This is a genomic window from Paractinoplanes toevensis (genome assembly GCF_018332695.1).
In the GTDB taxonomy this organism is placed as follows: domain Bacteria; phylum Actinomycetota; class Actinomycetes; order Mycobacteriales; family Micromonosporaceae; genus Actinoplanes; species Actinoplanes toevensis.
Genome location: NZ_BOQN01000038.1, coordinates 150,114 through 168,138 on the forward strand (window position 1 = coordinate 150,114; position 18,025 = coordinate 168,138).

18 protein-coding genes are annotated in these 18,025 nt (G+C 72.3%); 5 read left to right on the forward strand and 13 right to left on the reverse strand.

Going from position 1 to position 18,025, the window contains the following annotated elements; translation table 11 throughout:
* From Ato02nite_RS13455 to Ato02nite_RS13470, 4 genes are read right to left on the reverse strand one after another with little or no spacing between them, the layout of a single operon-like run.
* The gene (locus Ato02nite_RS13455; RefSeq protein ID WP_213006810.1) at positions 1–1,767 is read right to left on the reverse strand and encodes an ABC transporter ATP-binding protein; all 1,767 of its coding nucleotides are present in this window, start codon (positions 1,765–1,767) and stop codon (positions 1–3) included.
* Entirely contained in the window at positions 1,764–3,503 is a 1,740-nt protein-coding gene (locus Ato02nite_RS13460; RefSeq protein ID WP_213006811.1) for an ABC transporter ATP-binding protein, read from the reverse strand. Before Ato02nite_RS13460 ends, Ato02nite_RS13455 begins: the two co-directional genes overlap by 4 nt.
* 58 nt (positions 3,504–3,561) lie before the next feature.
* The gene (locus Ato02nite_RS13465) at positions 3,562–4,773 is read right to left on the reverse strand and encodes an MFS transporter (RefSeq protein ID WP_213006812.1); all 1,212 of its coding nucleotides are present in this window, start codon (positions 4,771–4,773) and stop codon (positions 3,562–3,564) included.
* Entirely contained in the window at positions 4,766–5,305 is a 540-nt protein-coding gene (locus Ato02nite_RS13470) for a helix-turn-helix domain-containing protein (RefSeq protein ID WP_213006813.1), read from the reverse strand. The genes Ato02nite_RS13465 and Ato02nite_RS13470 overlap by 8 nt, the downstream gene beginning before the upstream one ends.
* A gap of 58 nt (positions 5,306–5,363) precedes the next feature.
* Between Ato02nite_RS13470 and Ato02nite_RS13475 the strand changes: the two genes are divergently transcribed.
* The 3 genes from Ato02nite_RS13475 (at position 5,364) to Ato02nite_RS51570 (ending at position 8,152) form a co-directional block, all read left to right on the forward strand.
* Entirely contained in the window at positions 5,364–6,518 is a 1,155-nt protein-coding gene (locus tag Ato02nite_RS13475; RefSeq protein ID WP_213006814.1) for a winged helix DNA-binding domain-containing protein, read from the forward strand.
* Positions 6,519–6,675: 157 nt separating this feature from the next.
* Positions 6,676–7,614: a cyclase family protein gene (locus tag Ato02nite_RS13480; protein ID WP_213006815.1), complete on the forward strand. Its 939-nt coding sequence runs from the start codon at positions 6,676–6,678 to the stop codon at positions 7,612–7,614.
* Positions 7,615–7,873: 259 nt separating this feature from the next.
* The gene (locus Ato02nite_RS51570; RefSeq protein WP_246606861.1) at positions 7,874–8,152 is read left to right on the forward strand and encodes an alpha/beta hydrolase; all 279 of its coding nucleotides are present in this window, start codon (positions 7,874–7,876) and stop codon (positions 8,150–8,152) included.
* Positions 8,153–8,162: 10 nt separating this feature from the next.
* Here Ato02nite_RS51570 and Ato02nite_RS13490 read toward each other — a convergent pair whose 3' ends face one another.
* From Ato02nite_RS13490 to Ato02nite_RS13530, 9 genes are all read right to left on the reverse strand, one after another.
* On the reverse strand, positions 8,163–9,077 hold the full coding sequence (locus Ato02nite_RS13490; RefSeq protein WP_213006816.1) for a helix-turn-helix domain-containing protein: 915 nt from the start codon (positions 9,075–9,077) through the stop codon (positions 8,163–8,165).
* A 51-nt stretch (positions 9,078–9,128) separates the two neighbouring features.
* Positions 9,129–10,646, reverse strand: coding sequence for an ATP-binding cassette domain-containing protein (locus tag Ato02nite_RS13495; protein ID WP_213006817.1), 1,518 nt, complete (start codon positions 10,644–10,646; stop codon positions 9,129–9,131).
* A gap of 168 nt (positions 10,647–10,814) precedes the next feature.
* Positions 10,815–11,288: a Crp/Fnr family transcriptional regulator gene (locus Ato02nite_RS13500; RefSeq protein ID WP_213006818.1), complete on the reverse strand. Its 474-nt coding sequence runs from the start codon at positions 11,286–11,288 to the stop codon at positions 10,815–10,817.
* Positions 11,289–11,397: 109 nt separating this feature from the next.
* Entirely contained in the window at positions 11,398–11,706 is a 309-nt protein-coding gene (locus tag Ato02nite_RS13505) for an HPF/RaiA family ribosome-associated protein (RefSeq protein ID WP_213006819.1), read from the reverse strand.
* A gap of 78 nt (positions 11,707–11,784) precedes the next feature.
* The gene (locus tag Ato02nite_RS13510) at positions 11,785–13,542 is read right to left on the reverse strand and encodes a carbohydrate-binding domain-containing protein (RefSeq protein WP_213006820.1); all 1,758 of its coding nucleotides are present in this window, start codon (positions 13,540–13,542) and stop codon (positions 11,785–11,787) included.
* A gap of 2 nt (positions 13,543–13,544) precedes the next feature.
* Positions 13,545–14,297, reverse strand: coding sequence for a polyphosphate polymerase domain-containing protein (locus Ato02nite_RS13515; protein WP_246606862.1), 753 nt, complete (start codon positions 14,295–14,297; stop codon positions 13,545–13,547).
* Positions 14,294–14,845 carry a DUF4956 domain-containing protein gene (locus Ato02nite_RS13520; protein ID WP_213006821.1) on the reverse strand — a complete coding sequence of 184 codons (552 nt, stop codon included), beginning with the start codon at positions 14,843–14,845 and terminating at the stop codon, positions 14,294–14,296. The genes Ato02nite_RS13515 and Ato02nite_RS13520 overlap by 4 nt, the downstream gene beginning before the upstream one ends.
* Before the next feature lie 64 nt (positions 14,846–14,909).
* Complete coding sequence (crcB, locus tag Ato02nite_RS13525; RefSeq protein ID WP_213006822.1) at positions 14,910–15,269, reverse strand: fluoride efflux transporter CrcB; 360 nt, start codon at positions 15,267–15,269, stop codon at positions 14,910–14,912.
* Complete coding sequence (locus tag Ato02nite_RS13530) at positions 15,266–15,664, reverse strand: fluoride efflux transporter FluC (RefSeq protein WP_213006823.1); 399 nt, start codon at positions 15,662–15,664, stop codon at positions 15,266–15,268. Before Ato02nite_RS13530 ends, crcB begins: the two co-directional genes overlap by 4 nt.
* A gap of 182 nt (positions 15,665–15,846) precedes the next feature.
* Here Ato02nite_RS13530 and Ato02nite_RS13535 point away from each other — a divergent pair, with 182 nt between their 5' ends.
* Positions 15,847–17,013, forward strand: coding sequence for a vWA domain-containing protein (locus Ato02nite_RS13535; protein WP_213006824.1), 1,167 nt, complete (start codon positions 15,847–15,849; stop codon positions 17,011–17,013).
* A 10-nt stretch (positions 17,014–17,023) separates the two neighbouring features.
* A complete protein-coding gene (locus Ato02nite_RS13540) occupies positions 17,024–18,025 on the forward strand; it encodes an SDR family oxidoreductase (RefSeq protein ID WP_213006825.1) in 1,002 nt (333 codons plus the stop codon).

An 18,025-nucleotide genomic window follows, 5' to 3' on the forward strand; every position in this document is an offset into this window, starting at 1 on the left:
TCAGCGGTAGGCGCGCTCCTGCAGGCGGTACAGCTCGGCGTACTGGCCGCCCGCCGCCATCAGCTCCGGGTGGCTGCCCTGCTCGGTGATGCGGCCGTCGTCGAGGACGGCGATGTGGTCGGCCATGCGCACGGTGGTGAAGCGGTGCGAGACCAGGACGGTGACCGCGCCGGCCAGCCGGGCCGCGCGGGCCCGATCGACGAAGAGCTGGAACAGCTCGTGTTCGGCGAGCGGATCGAGGGCGGCCGTCGGCTCGTCGAGCACCACGCACAGCGGCGGCCGGTCGCCGGCCACCTCGCGCATCAGGGAGCGGGCCAGCGCGAGGCGCTGCCACTGGCCGAGCGACGGTTCGACCCCGCCGAAGGGTGCGCCCAGCTGGGTTTCGAGGCCGGCGAAGGGCGGCGCTCCGGCCTGGGAGATAGCCGAGCCGACCACCGTGGGCGACCTGATGAATCGGATGTTTCCCACGCCGACGGTCTCGCGCAGTCGCAGGCGGAGCCGGGCGAAATCCTGGTGCACCCCGGCCAGCCGGGCGTTCCACCGAAAAGGGGACAGCGTGCTCAGCGGCACCCCGTCCACCAGGAGCGAGCCGGCCGACGGGACGTGCAGCCCGGTCAGCAACTTGATCAGAGTGGACTTCCCGGCTCCGTTCGCCCCCACCAGCGCCACCGTCGAACCGGCCGCCAGATGCAGATCGACCGAGTGGAGCGTGTCGGCGGCGGCGCCGGGGTAACGGAAGCCGACCCCGCGCAGGGTGATGCCGTCGGTCAGCGCGGACGGCGGTGAAATGCCGGAATCGTCAACCGGGTACCGCCGCAACCACCAGTAGTGCGCCACCGCCTGCCCGGCCTCGGCCGCCGTCGTCAGGCTGTCCAGCACCACCCGGAGCTGGCTCTGCAACTGGGTGGCCAGCGAGACCACCAGCACCGCGGAGCCGACCGTGGACCGATCGTCCCGGATCAACCGGGCCACCACCACCATGGCGAGGGCGAAACCGGCCGCGTACGCCATCCAGGCCGTGCTCTGCCACAGCGCGCCGCGCAGGCGCGCGGTCGTCTCCCGGACCGCCGCGGTCTCCCACATCGCCGCGGCCCGGCGGTTCAGAGCCGGACCACCGGCCGACAGCATGACCTCCTTCGCCGACTCGGGCGAGACGCACAGCTCGTGCAACCGCTCCTCGTGCCGCAGCAGCTCGGTCCCGGCGTCGCGGGAGTCGCGCAGCAGCCGGTCGGCGCGCCGGTTGGCCAGGACCAGCGGCACCCCGAGCGCGGCGAGCAGGCACAGCACCGGGGTGATCGAGGCGAGCAGCCCGACCGTCACGGCGAGACCGAGCACCGCGACCACCGAGTTGAGCGCCGACCAGGGCATCGCGGACAGGGCCTGCGAGCTGCCGAAAATCCGGTTCCAGCGGTCGATGTACGGTGCGTGTTCGAGGTGGGTGATGGTCGGGATGGACGAGACGCGGCGCTGGATCTCCTCGCTCACCCGGCCACGGACGCGGCCGACGATGTAGATCAGCAGGTTGCCGCGCACCCGGCCGGTCACGGCGCTCACGGCGTACGCGAGGGCGCCGATCACGACCGCGGCGATGACGCCCCCGGTCGCGCCGGCGGCGCTGTCGTCGACCAGTTCGCGCTGGCTGAGCCCCATGGCCGCGATGACGCCGGCCTCGCACACGACGAGCACCGCCAGGATCACCGCGGACCGCCGGCCCTCGCGCAGGGTGATCCGGGTGATGTGGCCGAGCAGCCGCCACCAGTCCCTCACCGGAATGCCTCGGCCTGGGTGCGGAAGAACCGAGCGTACCGGCCGCCGAGGGCGAGCAACTCGTCGTGGGTGCCGTCCTCGGCGACGCGCCCGTCGTGCAGGAGCAGGATGCGGTCGGCGGCGCGCACGGTGGACAGCCGGTGCGAGATGAGCAGTGTCGTGGTGTCCCGCACCTGCGCGATGACCTGCTCATGGAACGCGGCTTCCGCCCGGACGTCGAGGTTGGCGGTCGGCTCGTCGAGGACGAGGAGCCGCCGGCCGGCGGCGACCGCGTAGAGCGCGCGGGCCAGGGCCACCCGCTGCCACTGGCCGCCGGACAGATCCGTACCGCCGTCGCCCTCCCGCCAGAGCAGGGTGTCGAGATCGGCCGGCAGGCCGTCGGCGCCCGCCTTTCGCAGCGCCTCGCGCACCGCCTCGTCGTCGACCGGATGGTCGGGCACCGCCGCCGTGACGTTGTCGCGCAGGCTGGCCGGATAGTGCACGAAGTCCTGGAACAGCACGGTGATCGCGGGCCGCTGCCGGTGCGGGTCGGCGCCGTCGACGGTGATCCGCCCGGAGTCCGGCCGGTAGAGGCCGGCGATCAGTTTCACGAGCGTGGTCTTGCCGGCGCCGTTCTCACCGACCACCGCGACGATCTCGCCCGGCCGCAGGGTCACGCTCAACCCGTCGAGGACGGGCCGGGCCGAGCCCGGATAGGAGAAGACCACCCCGTCGAGGGTCACGGTCGGCGGCCCGCCTCCGCTTGCCGTCCTTTTCCCGTACGCGCTGCCGTGTGCACCGGAGAGTTCGTCGGCCGCCGCGATGCCGCGCAGACCGTACTCGATGTCGTAGGCCTCCATGCCCATCGCGCTGATCGCCAGAACGCCGAGCCCGGCGAGGACGCAGGTGATGAGCCGGCCCGGTTCGAGCCGCCCGTCGAGCACGGCGGCGGCCGGGATGCCCATGGTCGCGGCGGCCGCGGCGCCCAGCGCGGCGGCGATCCACCACTGCCCGTGCAGGACGCCGAGCAACTCCCGCCAGACCGGCCCGTAGGTGCGGGTGGCCGCGGCCCGGAACCGGCCACCGAACCAGTCGCTGAGCCCGTAGAGCCGGACGTCCTTGGCCGCGCCCATCACGGCCTGGGTGGCGATGTAGTACTCATAGCGCTGGCCGGCGGTGTCGGCGTCGAGCTTGTCGATGATGCGCATCCACTGCCGCCGCATGATCGCGCGCAGGGCGAGGGCGGCCACGAGCAGGCCGGCCGCGAGCGGGACGGAGAAGGTGGCGACCACGACGGCCGCCGCGACGGCGCTGAGCATGCGGACCACGAGCTCGAGCTGGCCGGCGGCCGCGTTGCCGGCCGAGCGGTCGCGGGCGACGCCCATGCCCGCGTCGACGGCCCGGGAGATGCGGTCCTGGAAGGCAGTGCTCTCCAGGGTGTCCAGACCGGGCAGCCCGGTGGCCAGGGTGCGCATCCGGGCGCGCAGGTCGCCGTCGATGCGCCGGACCAGCAGGTTGCGCACCGGGGCGATCAGCAGCCAGGCGATCTGGTCGGTGAGGAACAGGCCGGCGACGGCGGCGATCGCCACGATCTGGCCTTCTTGCTGGGCGAAGAGCGTGGTGGTCAGCCGGCCCACGGCGACGGCCAGGGCGGCCGGGAGCGTGGCCCGCACCAGTTGCAGGACGACGAGGGCCGCCGTCAGGCCGCGCCCGCCGCGTGGCAGCAGGCGCAGCAGTCGCATGCGCTCGGTGATCATCGACAACACCCCCGTGGTCGGGGTCCATCGTGCTGGGTTCCCCCGCGGGAGGGCAATGCTATTGAATTCGGCGCAGCTCGCGCACCGGCGAGAACCACACCCAGACCACGCCGAGCAGGGCGCCGACGGTCGCTATCCAGAGCGCCGGGCGTACGCCCAAAAACGCGCCCAGCGTGCCGCCCAGCACCGCGCCGATGGGCCGGATGCCGTAGTTGATCGTGCGGTTGACGCCGGCCACCACCGCCAGCCGGTGGGCCGGCGTCGCGGCGGTCTGCACCGAGCCGGCCGCGATGTCGAGAAGCATGACGCCCAGCGCGGCACCGAACTCGGCCAGGAACAGCATCGCCACCACCACCCGCTGCGGGCCGTGCGCGAGCGGCACCAGGATCAGCGGCGCCGGGAAGACGATCAGGCCGAGGATGAGCGCCGGGCCGATGCCGATGCGCCGGCTGAGAGGGCCGGCCAGACCGGCACCGAGCAGGCCGCCGACCGCCCCGAGACCGACGATGACGCCGAGGGTGCCGGGCGCGATGTGCAGGCGGGTGGTCACGTAGAGCACGAACAGTGCGGCGAAGATGTAGTTGAACAGGTTGAGCGTGGTGGTGCCGAGCAGAATCGCGCGCAGCACCGGATGCGTGAGCACGAACCGTAGGCCGTTGCCACTCCTCTCGACGGACTCGGTGGGCCGCTCGGCCACCTCGACGCGCCGGAGAAAGGCGGCCGAGGCCAGGAACGTCAGCACGTCGGCGAGCAGCGCGAACGGTGCCGTGAAGACCTGCACGAGCAGGCCGCCGGCGCTCGGACCGGCCACGTAGGACATCGCCCGGCTGCCGTTGATCAGGCTGTTGGCGGCGACGTAGTCGGGCCGCTCGACCAGGGTGGCGAACAGGCTGCTGTGCGCCACCTCGAACAGCATCGACAGGGTGCCGGCGGCGAACGCCACCGCGTAGAGGACGGTCAGGGTGAGGTGGTCGGCCCACCAGAGCAGTGGGATCGCCAGCAGCAGCGCGGCCCGGCCCAGGTCGGCGCCGATCATCAGACGGCGTCTGTTCGGGTGGCGGTCGACCCAGGCGCCGGCCGACATCGAGAACAGCAGGTTGGGCAGCAGCGCTGCGGCGGTCAGGTAGCCCATCTCGGCCGGGCCGGCCCCGACCGCGAGGACGGCCAGCAGCGGCATGGCCAGCAGCGTGACCTGATCGCCGAAAAGCGACACGGTCTGCGCGGCCCAGTAGCGCCGGAAGGGTGCCCGGCGCAGCAGCGTGTCAGTCATCCGGCAGCGCCATCTGGATGAGGTGCACCGGGCGGGTTCCGGGCCGGTGTGCGGTGTAGGGCGCCAGCAGGTCGTCGATCCGCTGGGTGATCTCGCGCAACTCGTCCGCGGTGACGTGCAGCAGGGCGTCGCTGAACCCGCCGGCCGTGCGCCACTCGACCGGCTCGTCGCCGCGGATCGCCAGGTACTGCTGGGCACGCTCGACGTACTGCCCGAGGAGTACGCTGTTGAGCTGGTCGGTGGCCGCCTTGACGGCCGGGTCGTCGGAGTCGTCGTCCCACGATGTGTACTGCGCGGTGGCCTGCCACGGCCGCTCCCGCTGGTCGGCGCCGGGGGCCCGCTCGGCCAGGCCGTACTTGGCCAGCTGGCGCAGGTGGAACGAGCAGTTGGGCACGGTTTCGCCGAGCCGGGCGGCGGCCTGGGTGGCGGTCATCGGCCCCTCGCCGCGCAACAGCCCGATCAGTCGCATGCGCAGGGGATGGGCGTACGCCCGCAGTGATCTCGCATCGCCCAGCCGTACCTCGTCCTTCATTCCTAGAGAATGCTTTATAAAGACTTCTCTAGCAAGTGCGATGTGACACCATGGCGCGATGCGCAGGGTGACCGACGACGAACGCCGCGCCCGCCTGGCCGTGCGGCACGCGCTGGCGCCGGCGCACCGCGCCGTGTCGCCGGAGGACGCCACCCGGGCGATGACCGTGCTGCACGCCACCGAGCCGGCCACCGTCTATCTCTCCTGCTGGGCGCGGGTTCCCGACGTCCGGCCGGGTGATGTCGACCGGGCCCTCTACGACGACCGCAGCCTGGTGAAACAGCTCGCCATGCGGCGCACCCTGTTCGTCTTCCCGCGCGAGCTGCTGCCGGCCGCGTGGCCCAGCGCGTCGGCCCGGGTCGCCGCCACCGAGCGGGCCCGGATGACGAAGGACGGTGCGCTCGCCGGGCTGGCGCCCGGCTTTCTCGACCTGGCCCGGGCCGAGGTGCTGGACCTGCTGGCCGGCGCGCCGGAAGGTCTCCCGGCGGCCGAGATCCGCCGCGCGATCCCGATGCTCGACGTCAAGGTCGCGGTCTCGCCCGGCGCCGTCTGGGGCGCCTCCCGGGTGCTCACCCATCTGGGCCTGACCGCCGACATCGTCCGCGGCACCAACACCGGCGGCTGGCACGTCTCCCGTCCCCGCTGGACGCTGATGAGCGACTGGCTCGGCGACGTGCCGCCGTCGCTCGACGCCGACGCCGGCTACCGCGAGATCGTCCGCCGCTGGCTGTACTCGTTCGGCCCCGGCACCGAGGACGACCTGGTCTGGTGGCTGGGCTCGACCAGGACGGTGGTGCGGGCCGCGCTGGCCTCGCTCGCCGCGGTGCCGGTCACCCTGGACGGCGGCGCCACCGGCTGGCTGCTGCCGGACGACGTCGACGAAGTGCCCGACCCCGGGCCGTGGGCGGCGCTGCTGCCGGTGCTCGACCCCACGGTGATGGGCTGGCAGGGCCGCGATTTCTACCTCGGCCCGCACCGCGATCCGCTGTTCGACCGCACCGGCAACGCCGGCACCACCGCGTGGGTCGACGGCCGGGTGGTCGGCTGCTGGGTGCAGGACGCGGCCGGCCTGGTCGAGGTGCGCCTGCTGGAAAAGGTCTCGGCCGCCGAGCGCAGGGCGCTCGACGCCGAGGCCGCGCGTCTGACGGCTTGGCTGGGCGGCTTCCGGGTCTCCAGCGTGTACGCGTCGGCCGCGATGAAAGGCAGCCGCTGAGCGCGCGGAGGCTCAGGCCGGCCGGGGCGGTCCGTAGCGGGCCGGCCCGATCCGATCGGCCAGCCGGTAGCGGAGTGGCTCGGCCGGTCGTCGGTTCGGGGCGGGATAGCGTACGTGCGGTGCCGTGAACCGCGTGACCGGAGGAGCCGATGCTGGGATGCCCACACAGGACGACGTGCTCGGGTATTTCGACACGCTGTCGAACTGGGGACGGTGGGGTGACGACGACGAGCTCGGCACCCTGAACCACATCACCGACGACGTCCGGGTGGCGGCGGCGCGGGCCGTCCGGCACGGCCGGAGCGTGTCGTGCGCGTGGGAGGTTGCCGTACCGGAGGACATGGAGCGGTCGACGACCACGTGCCCGTGCGCCGCCGACATGCCGGGTGGCGAGAACATGCCGGTGCCCGCCTTCCACGCCGACCGGCGCTGGGGGTTCTCGTCCGAGCGGCTCGGCATCTCGTTCCACGGCAACACCCTCACCCACCTCGACTCGCCGTGCCACATCTTCTGGGACGGCACGATGTACAACGGGCGGTCGCATTCGCTGGTGGACCCCGCGACGGGGTCGGCGTGGGCGGCCGTCACGGCGGCGGCGAACGGGATCGTCACCCGCGGTGTCCTGCTGGACGTCGCGGCGGCCCGCGACGTGCCGTGGCTGGAACCGGGGGAGGGCGTGTTTCCCGAGGACCTCGAGGAGGCCGAGCGCCGCCAGGGGGTTCGGGTTCGATCCGGCGACGCGGTACTCCTGCGGACCGGCTACGGCCGCGCCCGGCACGAGTCCGGTGCGGCCATCGGTTTCACCCAGGCCGGCTGGCACGCGTCCTGCCTGCCGTGGCTGCACGAACGGCAGGTCGCGCTGATCGGCGCGGACACCCCGCAGGACGTTCAGCCGTCGGGGTACGACGACGTGTTGATGCCGGTCCACGCCGTGAGCCTGGTCGCGATGGGCCTGTGGCTGCTCGACAACTGCGACCTGGAGGCGTGCGCGACCACGGCGGCCGAGCTCGGCCAGTGGGACTTCCACCTGGCCGTGGCGCCGGTCCGCCTCGCCGGCACGTCCGGCAGCCCGGTCAACCCGATCGCCACCTTCTGATGGCGACCGACCACGCCGACCAGGTGGCGGCCGGTGTCCTGTCCGTCGCCTATCTCGAGGACGGTCCGTCGGACGGCTGGCCGGTCGTTCTGTCACACGGCTTCCCGTACGACGTCCAGGCCTACGACGAGGTTGTCCCGGTGCTGACGGCGCAGGGCGCCCGGGTGATCCGTGGCGGCAGTGGTCGCCCCGATGGGTCTTCGACGAGGCGACTTTCGCCCGGACCGCCGCGTCTTTCGACAACCCCGACTTCGTCGACGTGGTCGTCCACGCCTACCGGCACGCGCTCGGCCAGGCTCCGGGTGATCCGGCCTACGCCGACCTGGAGACCCGCCTCGCGGCCCGCCCGAAGATCACCGTGCCGGCGGTGACGTTGGACGGAGCCACCGACGCCCTGAAGCCGGGCGGCACCGCAAGCCACGCCCCGATGTTCGTCGCCGGTCACGAGCACCGATTGATCGACGCCGGCCACAACCTTCCGCAGGAGGCGCCCGAGGCGTTCGCCGATGCCGTGCTGACCGTGCGGGCCTGGCGCTGAAGCGCGCCGGTCACCGCACCGGCTGGACGATTTCCGTCTCCCAGGTCGCCGGGTCCGGATGTTCCCCCGGATCGGTCAGGTACGTCTCCCGGGGTGCTCCCGCCGCCGACAGACCCTGGTCGCGCATCCACTTCTCGATCTCCTGATAGGACTCGAGCAGGCTGTCATAAGGTCCATGATGGATGGTCACGACCGCGCGGCCCGGTGGGATGACGAGCGCCTCGATCCCGTCGGGGAGCGTGGTCGACGGTGGCTCGGCGACGGTGATGCCACTCTCGATGACGAGCGACCCCATCCCCACCTCCGGATACCGGGCGAACGGTGGCCCGGCGATGGCCAGCCCGTTCCGCTGGGCGTAGTCGAAGACCGCCGGCAGACTCTCGGCGAGCGCGGTCGCGATCTCGTCGCGGGTGACCCGGCGGCGGATCACGAGGGCGTGGACGGTGGGCAGGTCATGAACCGAGATGTCCAGGGGCACAGCGGGTTTCCTCTCGGTGATGTCGATGCGGTCGATGCTGATGCGGTAGAGGCCGAGGCAGGGTGCCGCCGAACTCACCGTCGCGGCGTGCACGGCGGCGATGTGCCGGCCGGCCACGGTCAACCCGCGGGCGCGGTAACTCTGCGGGCTGCGACCGAGGTGGCGGGTGAACGTCCGGGTGAAGACCTCATGACTGCCGAATCCGTGGTCGAACGCGATCACCGACACGCGCCGGTCGCCGGCCACCAGGTCGGCCGCGGCCCGGGCCAGCCGGACCCGCGTCGTGTACGCCTTCGGCGTCTCGCCGGTCAGCTGCCGGAGCCGTCGGTGCAGGTCGAAACGCGACCGGTTCGCCCACCGCGCCAGGGCCGGCAGCGAGACGTCCTCGCCCAGCCGGTAGTTGACGACGGCGAGTAGTTGCAGCAGCTCCCGGGTCCGCGACGACACGGTCGGACGGTACCAATCCGGCGGCCCGGCCGCTTGACGGTTCTTGCGGGGTCACGGTTCGAGCTCCCAGGTCGGCCAGGCGGACAGGTCGGCCAGCATCTGGCGGTCGTGGGTGGCCACCACGACGGCGGCGCTCGTGCCGAGCAGGGCCTTCGTCAGGTCGTCCACCAGGGGTGCCGACAGGTGGTTGGTGGGCTCGTCGAGGATCAGCAGGTCGGGGCGGGTGGCCAGCAGGGCGGTCAGGTGGCGGCGGCGACGCTGGCCGGGGGACATCCGCTCGCCGGCGGGGGTCTCCTGCGCCAGGTAGGCGACCCGGGCCTCGCTCAGGTGGCGCACCTCGCCGGTGTCCGGTTCCAGCTCGCCGGCCAGGACGGCCAGCAGCGTCGACTTTCCCGCTCCGTTCGGGCCGGTCACGAGCAGGCGGCTGCCGCCGCCGAGGGCCAGGGTGACCGGCCGGCTCAGACGGCCGGTCACGATGACGTCGTGACAATTGAGCAGGGGTACGCCGGGACGCGTGCCGGGGTCCGGCCAGTGCGGCGGGCGTGGCGGCACGGGGACGGTGATCCGGTGTTCGTCCAGGTCGTCTTGCCGACGGCGGATCGCCTGGACCACCCCGGGGGCCCGGCTCTGCCGCTGGTGCCGGCCGGTGCCCTTGTCGGGCCGCCAGCCGGTGCTCAGACGGTTGCGTGCCTCGGTCACCGCCTCCCGCAGTCGTGCGTGTTCGGCCTGTTGTGACGCGTACGCCTGAAGCCAGCTCTCCCACAGCCGAGCGCGACCCTCCCGCCAGCCGGCGTAGCCGCCGGCGTACAGCCGCGGCCGGCCGTCGTCGGTCGGGTCCAGGTCCAGGAACTCGGCCGTCACGTCGCGCAGCAGGGCCCGGTCGTGGGTGACCACCGCGAACCCGCCGGCCGGCTGCCGCAGCCGGGCGGTGAGGAAGGCCAGGCCGTCGGCGTCCAGGTGGTTGGTGGGCTCGTCGAGCAACAACAGGTCGGCGCGGGCGCCGAGAGCACAGGCCAGGCGTACGCGGTACCGCTGGCCCACCGACAGCGTGGCGAGCGGCCGGCTCCGGTCGGTGCAGGCGTTCAGCCCGGCCAGCGCGACGTCGAGCCGCCGCTCCGCGTCCCAGGCGTCCAGCCCGGTCGCGACCTCCAACGCGGCGGAGTAGGCCGCCTCGGCGCCGGCGGCCGACGTGCCCGCGGTCAGCGCCCGGCCGGCGGCCGGATCGGTGGCCGAGGCGGTCGCCGCGAGCGCGGTGGTGGCCTCGTCGAGCGCCCGCAGGGCGGCCAGGGACGGGCGGATCGCCTCGGCGACCAGGGTGCCCACCGTCTCGCCGGCGTGCGACTCCAACTCCTGGCGGACCACGCCGATCGTGCCGGTGCGCTGCACGGTGCCGCTGTCGGGCGGCAGCAGGCCGGCCAGGACGTGCAGCAGGGTGGTCTTGCCACGGCCGTTCTCGCCGACGATGGCCAGGCGGGAAGCGGTGGACACGGTCACGGTGACGTCGGACAGGACGACGTGCGCGCCCAGGACTACGCGGATGTTCTCGGCGCGGATGTGTGCGTGGGTCATGGTTCTGCTCTCGGCTCGTCGTGGAGCCGGGCAGCGTCAGGGCGCCGCCCGGCGAGAACGCCAGGACGGCGGAACAGAGCTGTGGATCGTCAAGCTCGCCGCCGTCAGCGGCGAGCGCGCAACCTCAGCGAAGCGGTGCCTCTACACATGCGGGCGAGAATATCGCGGTCAGGCGACCGCGGGATACGCATATAACTCGATCAGGCGGTGCCGGGACGCCTGGAGGCGGTCGGCGGTCACGCGCAGGATGCGGGTGGTCAGTTCGCGGCCGAACTCCGGGTCCTCGTCGATCAGGTTGCGCACCGCGGCGGCGCCGAACTCGACCGCTCGGATCTCCTCGGCGACCACCGCGCCGAACTGCCAGCGGTACGGCACCGTCAGCCAGGACCAGCCGATCAGCGTGCTCGGGCCGACCCGCTCGATGACGATGTCGCCGCGGCCGGGCACGCAGAAGTCGATCGCCACCGTGCCGTTGTGCAGCAGCCAGAACCGGTCGGCGTTGCCGTCCTCGCGCATCAGGCGGTGGCCGGTGCCGTAGTAGACGGGGTGGCCGACGGCGGCCAGGCGGTGCAGCCAGTCGCCCGGCAGGTCGGCGACGAAGTGGTGCACGGCCAGCAGGTCGAAGACACTCAGCGACGGCATGGCGATCTCCTGATGAACAGCTGCCAGGAGCAGCAGGGCCCACCCCGCCGCCGGCGGCGGTGAGGCCGAGGGAAGGTGAGCACTCCGGCCGTCACCGCCTTGCGCGCGATCATCGCCGTGCGGGGTGGCGACGAATGCGGCGCAGCCGCGACCGAAGCCTGTCCTGCATCAGGTCGGTCGCTTCCTGGAACGTTTCGCCGACCGCGTGCACGTGAACGCCGGCGCCGTTCACATCGACGTGTGCGTCCACGCGGTCGCCGGGGGCGTGCGAATCGAGGGTGAGCTCCGCGCGCAGGATCGGTGCGGGCGCGTGGTGAAGCGCGGCGGTCAGTTTTCCCACGGCGTAGTCGGTGGCGTCCGCCGGAACCTCGCCGTGGGTGTGCACCTGAGGGTTGATGACCTGCTCGACGCGTTCCATGACCCCTCCTCGAGGTAGCCCCGGCCCGTTGCCGGGCTACCTCGATTCCACGCCCCATGGGTGCCTCGCCAGTAGGGCCTAACGTCCCGGCGGGCCGCCGAAACCGCCGCCGGCCGGGGCGTCGCCGGCCGTCATCGTGGTCAGCTCGGTCGCCGAGCCGAGCGAGCCGGCGGCGGCCAGGCCGCCGGTGCTGGTGCCGGAGGCGGTTCCGCCGGAGTGGACGGTGTACTGCTCACCCTTCGTGATCGACGCCGAGGAGTAGACGATGTTCTGCATGTCCTTGCTGGTCACGAACGTGGCGAGGACCTTGCCGTCGGCGTCGGTGATCTGCAGGGTGGTGCCGCCCTTGATGGTCGAGTCGAAGGTGGCGGACAGCCAGCCCTGCGCCGAGTCCTCGCCGGGCGCGACGACCATGCCCGAGGAGCCGGCCGCGACCAGCACCCCGCCGCTGACGGTGAAGCTGCCGTTCGCGTCGAGCGCGCCGTTGCCGCCCATGGTGGGGCCGTTCACGACCACGGTCCCGCCGCTGATCGCGGCCGTCCCGTTGGAGTCGAACCCGTCGCCCTCGGCATTGATGATCAGCGTTCCGCCGGTGACCGTGGCGGTGTAGTCGCCGACCTGCTCACCGCCCCCGCCGCCGGGGCCCTGCTGGTCGGCCGAGGACGAGGAACCACCGGCCGCGTTCAGGCCGTCGTCGCTGGAGGTAACGGTGGTGAGCCCGCCGTTGACGATGATGTTCGCGGACTCGATGCCCTCGTTCGACTTGGTCACGGTGAGGGTGCCGTCGTCGATCCGCAGGGTCTGGTCGGCGTGCACGCCGTCGTCACCACTGGCCGCGGTCAGGGTGATCCCGTCGACCCGGACCACGCCGCTGCTGTGCACGGCGTCGTCGGCGGCGTCCACCGTGGCGGTGCCGCCCTCCAGGACGGTGATGACCCCGGACTTGAGGCCCTTGGTGGACGTGTCGTCGCTGGGTGAGTTGCCGCTGCCGCCGCCCGCGGTGACGGCGAGTTTCCCGCCGGTGATCACCAGGTCGGTGGCGGCGTCGGCGCCGTCCCCGCCGGCGGTCACCGTCACCGTGCCGCCGGAGACCGCGATGTACCCGGAGTCGGCATCGTCGGCGTTGTCGGCCTTGAGCCCGTCGCCGCCGGCCGAGACGTCGAGGGTGCCACCGGTGATCACCAGGTAGTCCTTGCCGCGCAGGCCGTCGTCCTTGGCCACCACGGTGATCGTGCCGGCCGTGACCAGCAGGCCGTCCTTGGAGGTGATCGCGTCGTTGCCGCGGCCGTTGATGGTGAGCGCGCCCGTCCCGCTGAGGGTGAGGTCACCCGCGCTGAACAGGGCCGCGTTCACGTCGGCGTCCGAGGCGTAGGTGGTGGTGTCGGTGAGCGTGTTGATGCTGCCGTCGGCGAGCACCACGTCGAGCTGGTCGACGTCGGTGGCGGCGATCGCGGCGGTGGTGGAGCTGGTGACGTTGGCGCCGTCGAGGATGAGGATGACGGTGGCGTCCTTGGCGTCGACCACGATCTGCCCGTTGCTGAGCGTTCCCGAGATCCGGTAGGTACCGGCGGCAGTGATCGTCACGGTCGAGCCTTCGATCTTGACACCATCGCCGGTCGCCGAGTTGCCGGTAAGGGTGATGGCCACCGGATCGGACGCCACCGAAGCGGCTGAATGGGTCGATTTGTCCGCGGCGAGCACTTCCTTGGCGTTCTGCACGGACACGACGGCGGCCGTGGTGGAGGTCGAAGTGGAGGAGGAACCGGAGGAGGAACCGGAGGAGCAGCCGGCCAGGACCGCTGCCGCCAGCGCTACCGGGAAGATGGCCTTCTTCATGGTCAACTCGCTTCCGATCGGCGGAAATGCTGGCGCAGGATGCGGTGCCACCGGTTGTCCGGCAGGTCGGGGTGCAGGGCGGCCATTCCGGTCGCGTACTTGGAGATCGGGCACGGCCGGTGGGACAACGACCAGAGCAGCCGGTCCAGCGGCGAGGCCCCGCGTGCCGACTTCGTCTCGACGATCATCCGGTCGGACAGGCACAGGGCGCCGCCGTCCGGGAGGGTCCAGGTCAGACCGCGATCGATGGTCGCCCGGCTGCCGGTCGACGGCAGGAGCAGGGTGATCCGCTCGAACCGGGTGGTGATGACGGCTTCGAAACGAGGGTCCCGCACGGTGACCCGGGCGGCTTCCAGCGACCGTACGGCGTACGCCCGCATCTCCGGTGAGAGGGTCACGCCGTCCCCGGCGTACGGAAATCGGTCCTTGATCGTCAGGCCTCGCGGACCGCGCGTCTTGACCTCCAGAAGGTGCAGGTCGGAGTCGAGATAGCTGCGGATACGCAGCTTGAAGCGGCGCCTGCGCCGCTGCGCGGTGGTGCGGTAACTGTCCAGGCCGGGCGTGTCGAAATAGGCGGACCGGTACCCGAAGTGCCGGCGCCCGTCGATCTCGAGGATGCGCGCGTCGCCAGGCAGCCCGGCCAGGATCACCGGGAGCGCGGACGCCGGGAGCAGGTATTTGCGGTCGATCCGGGTCAGCAGGCCGGCCCGTTCGACGAGTTCGTGCAGCCCGATCGGGGCGAGTTCGGTGATCATGCGACGGCCGCCCGGATGTAGCGGACGTCCACCATGGTGGTGTCGTTGACCAGATCGACGCTGCGCACCGAGAGATTGACGATCCGGCCCTTGAGCAGCACCTCGAGGTGCCCGCGCAGCGCGTCGTCGTCGGTGTAGGCGGCGTCCAGGGTGACGGTCCGCTGCTGGTAGTGCCGGAACAGGCGGGGATGATCGCCCACGTAGAGCGCCACGATGACCAGCACCATCAGCCCGGAGACGAGCCAGCTCACGTCGCTCTCCAGGCCGGCCAGCAGGCCCAGCGCGAGCGCGGCGAAGTAGTACGCCACCTCGTGCTGGGCGATCTCGCTGGACCGCAACCGGATGATCGACAGCACGCCGAAGAGGCCGAGCCCGACCCCGGCGCCGACCGTGGACGAACCGAGGATCATCGCGGTCGCGAGGACTCCGATGTTGACGCCGAGGAAGGCCGTCACGAGGTCGCGCCGGTGATGCCGGGGGAAGTAGATACCGAAGGTCAGCAGCGCGATGGCGGCGACATCGATCAGTACGGCCAGTAAGTGACTCACCGGGCAATTACGCCCGCGTCGTCTGTGAACCGGCTGTTCTCAGCCTGTGGCGTTCACCTTTTGTTCAGCCGACGGCTGCTCCCAGGATGATTCCGATCGCCGCGGCGCCGAGCCCCGCCACGATCGACACCACGACGTTGGCGGCCGCGTAGAAGCGGTTGCCGTCCCGCACGAGCCGCAGCGTCTCGAAGCTGAACGTGGAGTAGGTGGTCAGCGCCCCGCAGAAGCCGGTGCCCACGAGCGCGGTCACGGCCGTGTCCGAGGGGAGGGCGGTGACCAGGCCGAGCACGAACGACCCGAGCACGTTGACGGTCATCGTGCCCCACGGGAACACCGAGTCGTGCCGCCGCTGGATCGCCCGGTCGGTGAGATAGCGCAGCGGCGCCCCGATCGCGGCACCCAGCGCCACCAGCAGCAGGGTCATCGCCGCACCAGCCGGCTCGCGGCCTCCCAGCCGGCCCAGACCGCGGCCACCGCCCCGGCCAGGGTCAACCCGAGATAGGCCAGCGCCACCCAGGGCGCGTGCGCCTCGGCCGTCCGGTAGATGTCGACGATGTAGGTGGAGAACGTGGTGTACCCGCCGAGGAAGCCGACGCCGAGGAACGGCCGCAGCAGCCGCCGGCCGGGCGCCACCTCCGTGACGATCACCATGAGGACCCCGATGAGCAGGCAGCCCGACACGTTGATCACCAGGGTCGACCAGGGGAAACCGCCGGCCGGGTGCGGCCAGGCCGCGGCGAGGCCGTAACGGGCGAGCGCACCGAGAACCCCGCCCGCGGAGACCGCCGCGAGCACGTGCGGATCGACGTCAGGGTCCATCGGTTCCTCCCTACCAGGGGTTACTGGTAGGGACCGTTGGCATCGACGCGGTTCACCCCGTGGGGTCGGCGGGCCCCACCGCCGTACGCCCAGATTACCCGCGGACCGGGCAGCCCGAGACACCGGCACGAGACATCACGTCGCTATGCTCGCGCCCGGCACGGCGAGGTGAAGGAGCGGACATGCGCATCGCGCGGATGGCGGCCGCTGCGGTCGCCGGCGCGGCGGTTCTGATCGGCGGGTGCCCGGCCGCGGCGGCCCTGCCCAGCGTCACCGCGTCACCCGGTGAGATCTACACGGCGATCGGCGCCGACCGGGTGCCGGCCGACTTCGTGTTCCTGGTCGACGTGTCCGCCGCGATGGACGCCACCGCCTATGCGCGGGTGCGGGAGGGCCTGGCCGGATTCTTCGCGAGCCTCGCGCCCGCCGACCGGGTGACCCTGATCCCGTTCGCGGCGACCGCGACCGCGACCACCCACCCGGTCGAGCAGAGCCCCGGCGAACTGCTGGCCACCCTGCCGGTCACCACCGGCGGTGCCCGCGCCGACGTCGGTGCGGCGCTGAGCGAGGCGGTGGAGACCCTCGCCGGGCGGCGCGACCCGGCCACGGTGGTGCTGCTGACCGCCGGCCACGGAACGGCCGGCGACCTGCGCAAGGTGGCGAGGTCGGCCCGCAAGCTGCGGCAGCGGGTGGCGGCGTACGCGATCCCGGTCACCGCCGGGCCCGACGCGGCCCTGCTGGCGAAGGTCTGGCCGCGCGCCACCGTCCTGACCGGCGACCTGGGCACCGAGTTGGCCGAGCCGATGGCCGCGTCGCGGGCGGCGAAGGCCCGTGGCATCCTGTCCGCCGAGGTCAAGCGGGCGGTCCGGGTCGTCTGGCCGAACGTCGGCATCAACCAGGGCAGGTCCGTCACCAACGTGCAGGTGAAGTCGCCGATGACCTACATTCCGCTGACCCTGGCCGGACTCAGCGTCAGCAGCGACAACCCGGAGGTGCGGGTCAGCGTCCCGGCCGGTCCGGTCGAACTGCCGCCGGGCGGCACCGCCATCGTGCCGGTGACCGCGCACTGGGACGCCGGCCCGCGCAACATCCGGCCGCTCTACACGGTCAACGGTTTCACCAGCCTCGAACTGTCCGGGCGGGTGACCTCGCCCTGGGCGGACGTGTTGAGCGACGACCTCGACCTGCCGCTCGACTCGGCCTGGCCGGCCAACCCGGTCGACCGGGAACTGTCCGCCCAGCGCGGCAGCCTCTGGTACTGGCTGGTCGGCGTCATCGTCGTGGTCGCGGTGGTCGAGCTGGTTCGGTCGGTGCCGCGGCGGGGTAAGCCCTCCCCGAGCAGTCGATGAGGGAGGAACCATGGCAGTCGTGGTGGTCACCGGAGCCAGCGGTGGAGTGGGCCGGGCGGTAGCCCGCCAATTCGGCGCGCGCGGCGACCGGGTCGCCCTGCTGGCCCGCGGCGAGAAGGGCCTCGACGCGGCGGCCGGGGAGATCCGGGGTGCCGGTGGCGAGGCGTTGCCGCTGCCGGTGGACGTGGCCGACTTCGACGCGGTCGATGCCGCGGCGGCCAAGGTGGAGAGCGAGTTCGGCCCGATCGACATCTGGGTCAACACCGCCTTCTCGTCGGTGTTCGGGCCATTCGGGGAGATCACCCCGGACGAGTTCCGCCGGGTCACCGAGGTGAGCTACCTGGGCTACGTGTACGGCACCCGGGCCGCGCTGAGCCGGATGAAACCCCGCGACCGCGGTGCGATCGTGCAGGTCGGCAGCGCGCTGGCCTACCGGGGCATTCCGCTGCAGACCGCGTACTGCGGCGCGAAGCACGCGATCCAGGGCTTCAACGAGGCGCTGCGCTGCGAGCTGCTGCACGACGGCAGCGGCGTGCGGACCACGATGGTGCAACTGCCGGCGGTCAACACCCCGCAGTTCACCTGGCTGCGGAACCGGCTGCGCCGGCACGCGCAACCGGTGGCGCCGATCTACCAGCCGGAGGTGGCGGCCCGGGCGATCGTCCACGCGGCCGACCATCCGCGCCGCCGGGAGTACTGGGTGGGCGCCTCGACCGCGGGAACGCTGCTGGCCAATGCCGTGGCGCCCGGGGTCCTGGACCGCTACCTGGCCCGGACCGGAGTGGACTCGCAGCAGACCGCCGACCCGCACGACCCGAAGGACCCGGGCAACCTGTGGAAGCCGGCCGACGGCGAGCAGGGTCACGACTTCGGCGCGCACGGCGAGTTCGACGACCGGTCGAAGCCGCGCAGCCTGCAGGTCTGGGCGTCCCAGCACCACGGGGTGCTGGCCGCGGCGGGCGCGGCGGCATTGCTCGCGGCCGGTGCACTCGGACGTCGCGCGGCTCGTTGA

Bases quoted from the DNA above. Each gene is read 5' to 3' on its own strand.
- Ato02nite_RS13460 (WP_213006811.1), bottom strand. From the start codon at position 3,503: ATGATCACCGAGCGCATGCGACTGCTGCGCCTGCTGCCACGCGGCGGG.
- Ato02nite_RS13465 (WP_213006812.1), bottom strand. From the start codon at position 4,773: ATGACTGACACGCTGCTGCGCCGGGCACCCTTCCGGCGCTACTGGGCC.
- Ato02nite_RS13470 (WP_213006813.1), bottom strand. From the start codon at position 5,305: ATGAAGGACGAGGTACGGCTGGGCGATGCGAGATCACTGCGGGCGTAC.
- Ato02nite_RS13475 (WP_213006814.1), top strand. From the start codon at position 5,364: ATGCGCAGGGTGACCGACGACGAACGCCGCGCCCGCCTGGCCGTGCGG.
- Ato02nite_RS13480 (WP_213006815.1), top strand. From the start codon at position 6,676: ATGCCCACACAGGACGACGTGCTCGGGTATTTCGACACGCTGTCGAAC.
- Ato02nite_RS13495 (WP_213006817.1), bottom strand. From the start codon at position 10,646: ATGACCCACGCACACATCCGCGCCGAGAACATCCGCGTAGTCCTGGGC.
- Ato02nite_RS13500 (WP_213006818.1), bottom strand. From the start codon at position 11,288: ATGCCGTCGCTGAGTGTCTTCGACCTGCTGGCCGTGCACCACTTCGTC.
- Ato02nite_RS13505 (WP_213006819.1), bottom strand. From the start codon at position 11,706: ATGGAACGCGTCGAGCAGGTCATCAACCCTCAGGTGCACACCCACGGC.
- Ato02nite_RS13510 (WP_213006820.1), bottom strand. From the start codon at position 13,542: ATGAAGAAGGCCATCTTCCCGGTAGCGCTGGCGGCAGCGGTCCTGGCC.
- Ato02nite_RS13515 (WP_246606862.1), bottom strand. From the start codon at position 14,297: ATGATCACCGAACTCGCCCCGATCGGGCTGCACGAACTCGTCGAACGG.
- crcB (WP_213006822.1), bottom strand. From the start codon at position 15,269: ATGACCCTGCTGCTGGTGGCGCTGGGTGCCGCGATCGGGGCGCCGCTG.
- Ato02nite_RS13530 (WP_213006823.1), bottom strand. From the start codon at position 15,664: ATGGACCCTGACGTCGATCCGCACGTGCTCGCGGCGGTCTCCGCGGGC.
- Ato02nite_RS13535 (WP_213006824.1), top strand. From the start codon at position 15,847: ATGCGCATCGCGCGGATGGCGGCCGCTGCGGTCGCCGGCGCGGCGGTT.
- Ato02nite_RS13540 (WP_213006825.1), top strand. From the start codon at position 17,024: ATGGCAGTCGTGGTGGTCACCGGAGCCAGCGGTGGAGTGGGCCGGGCG.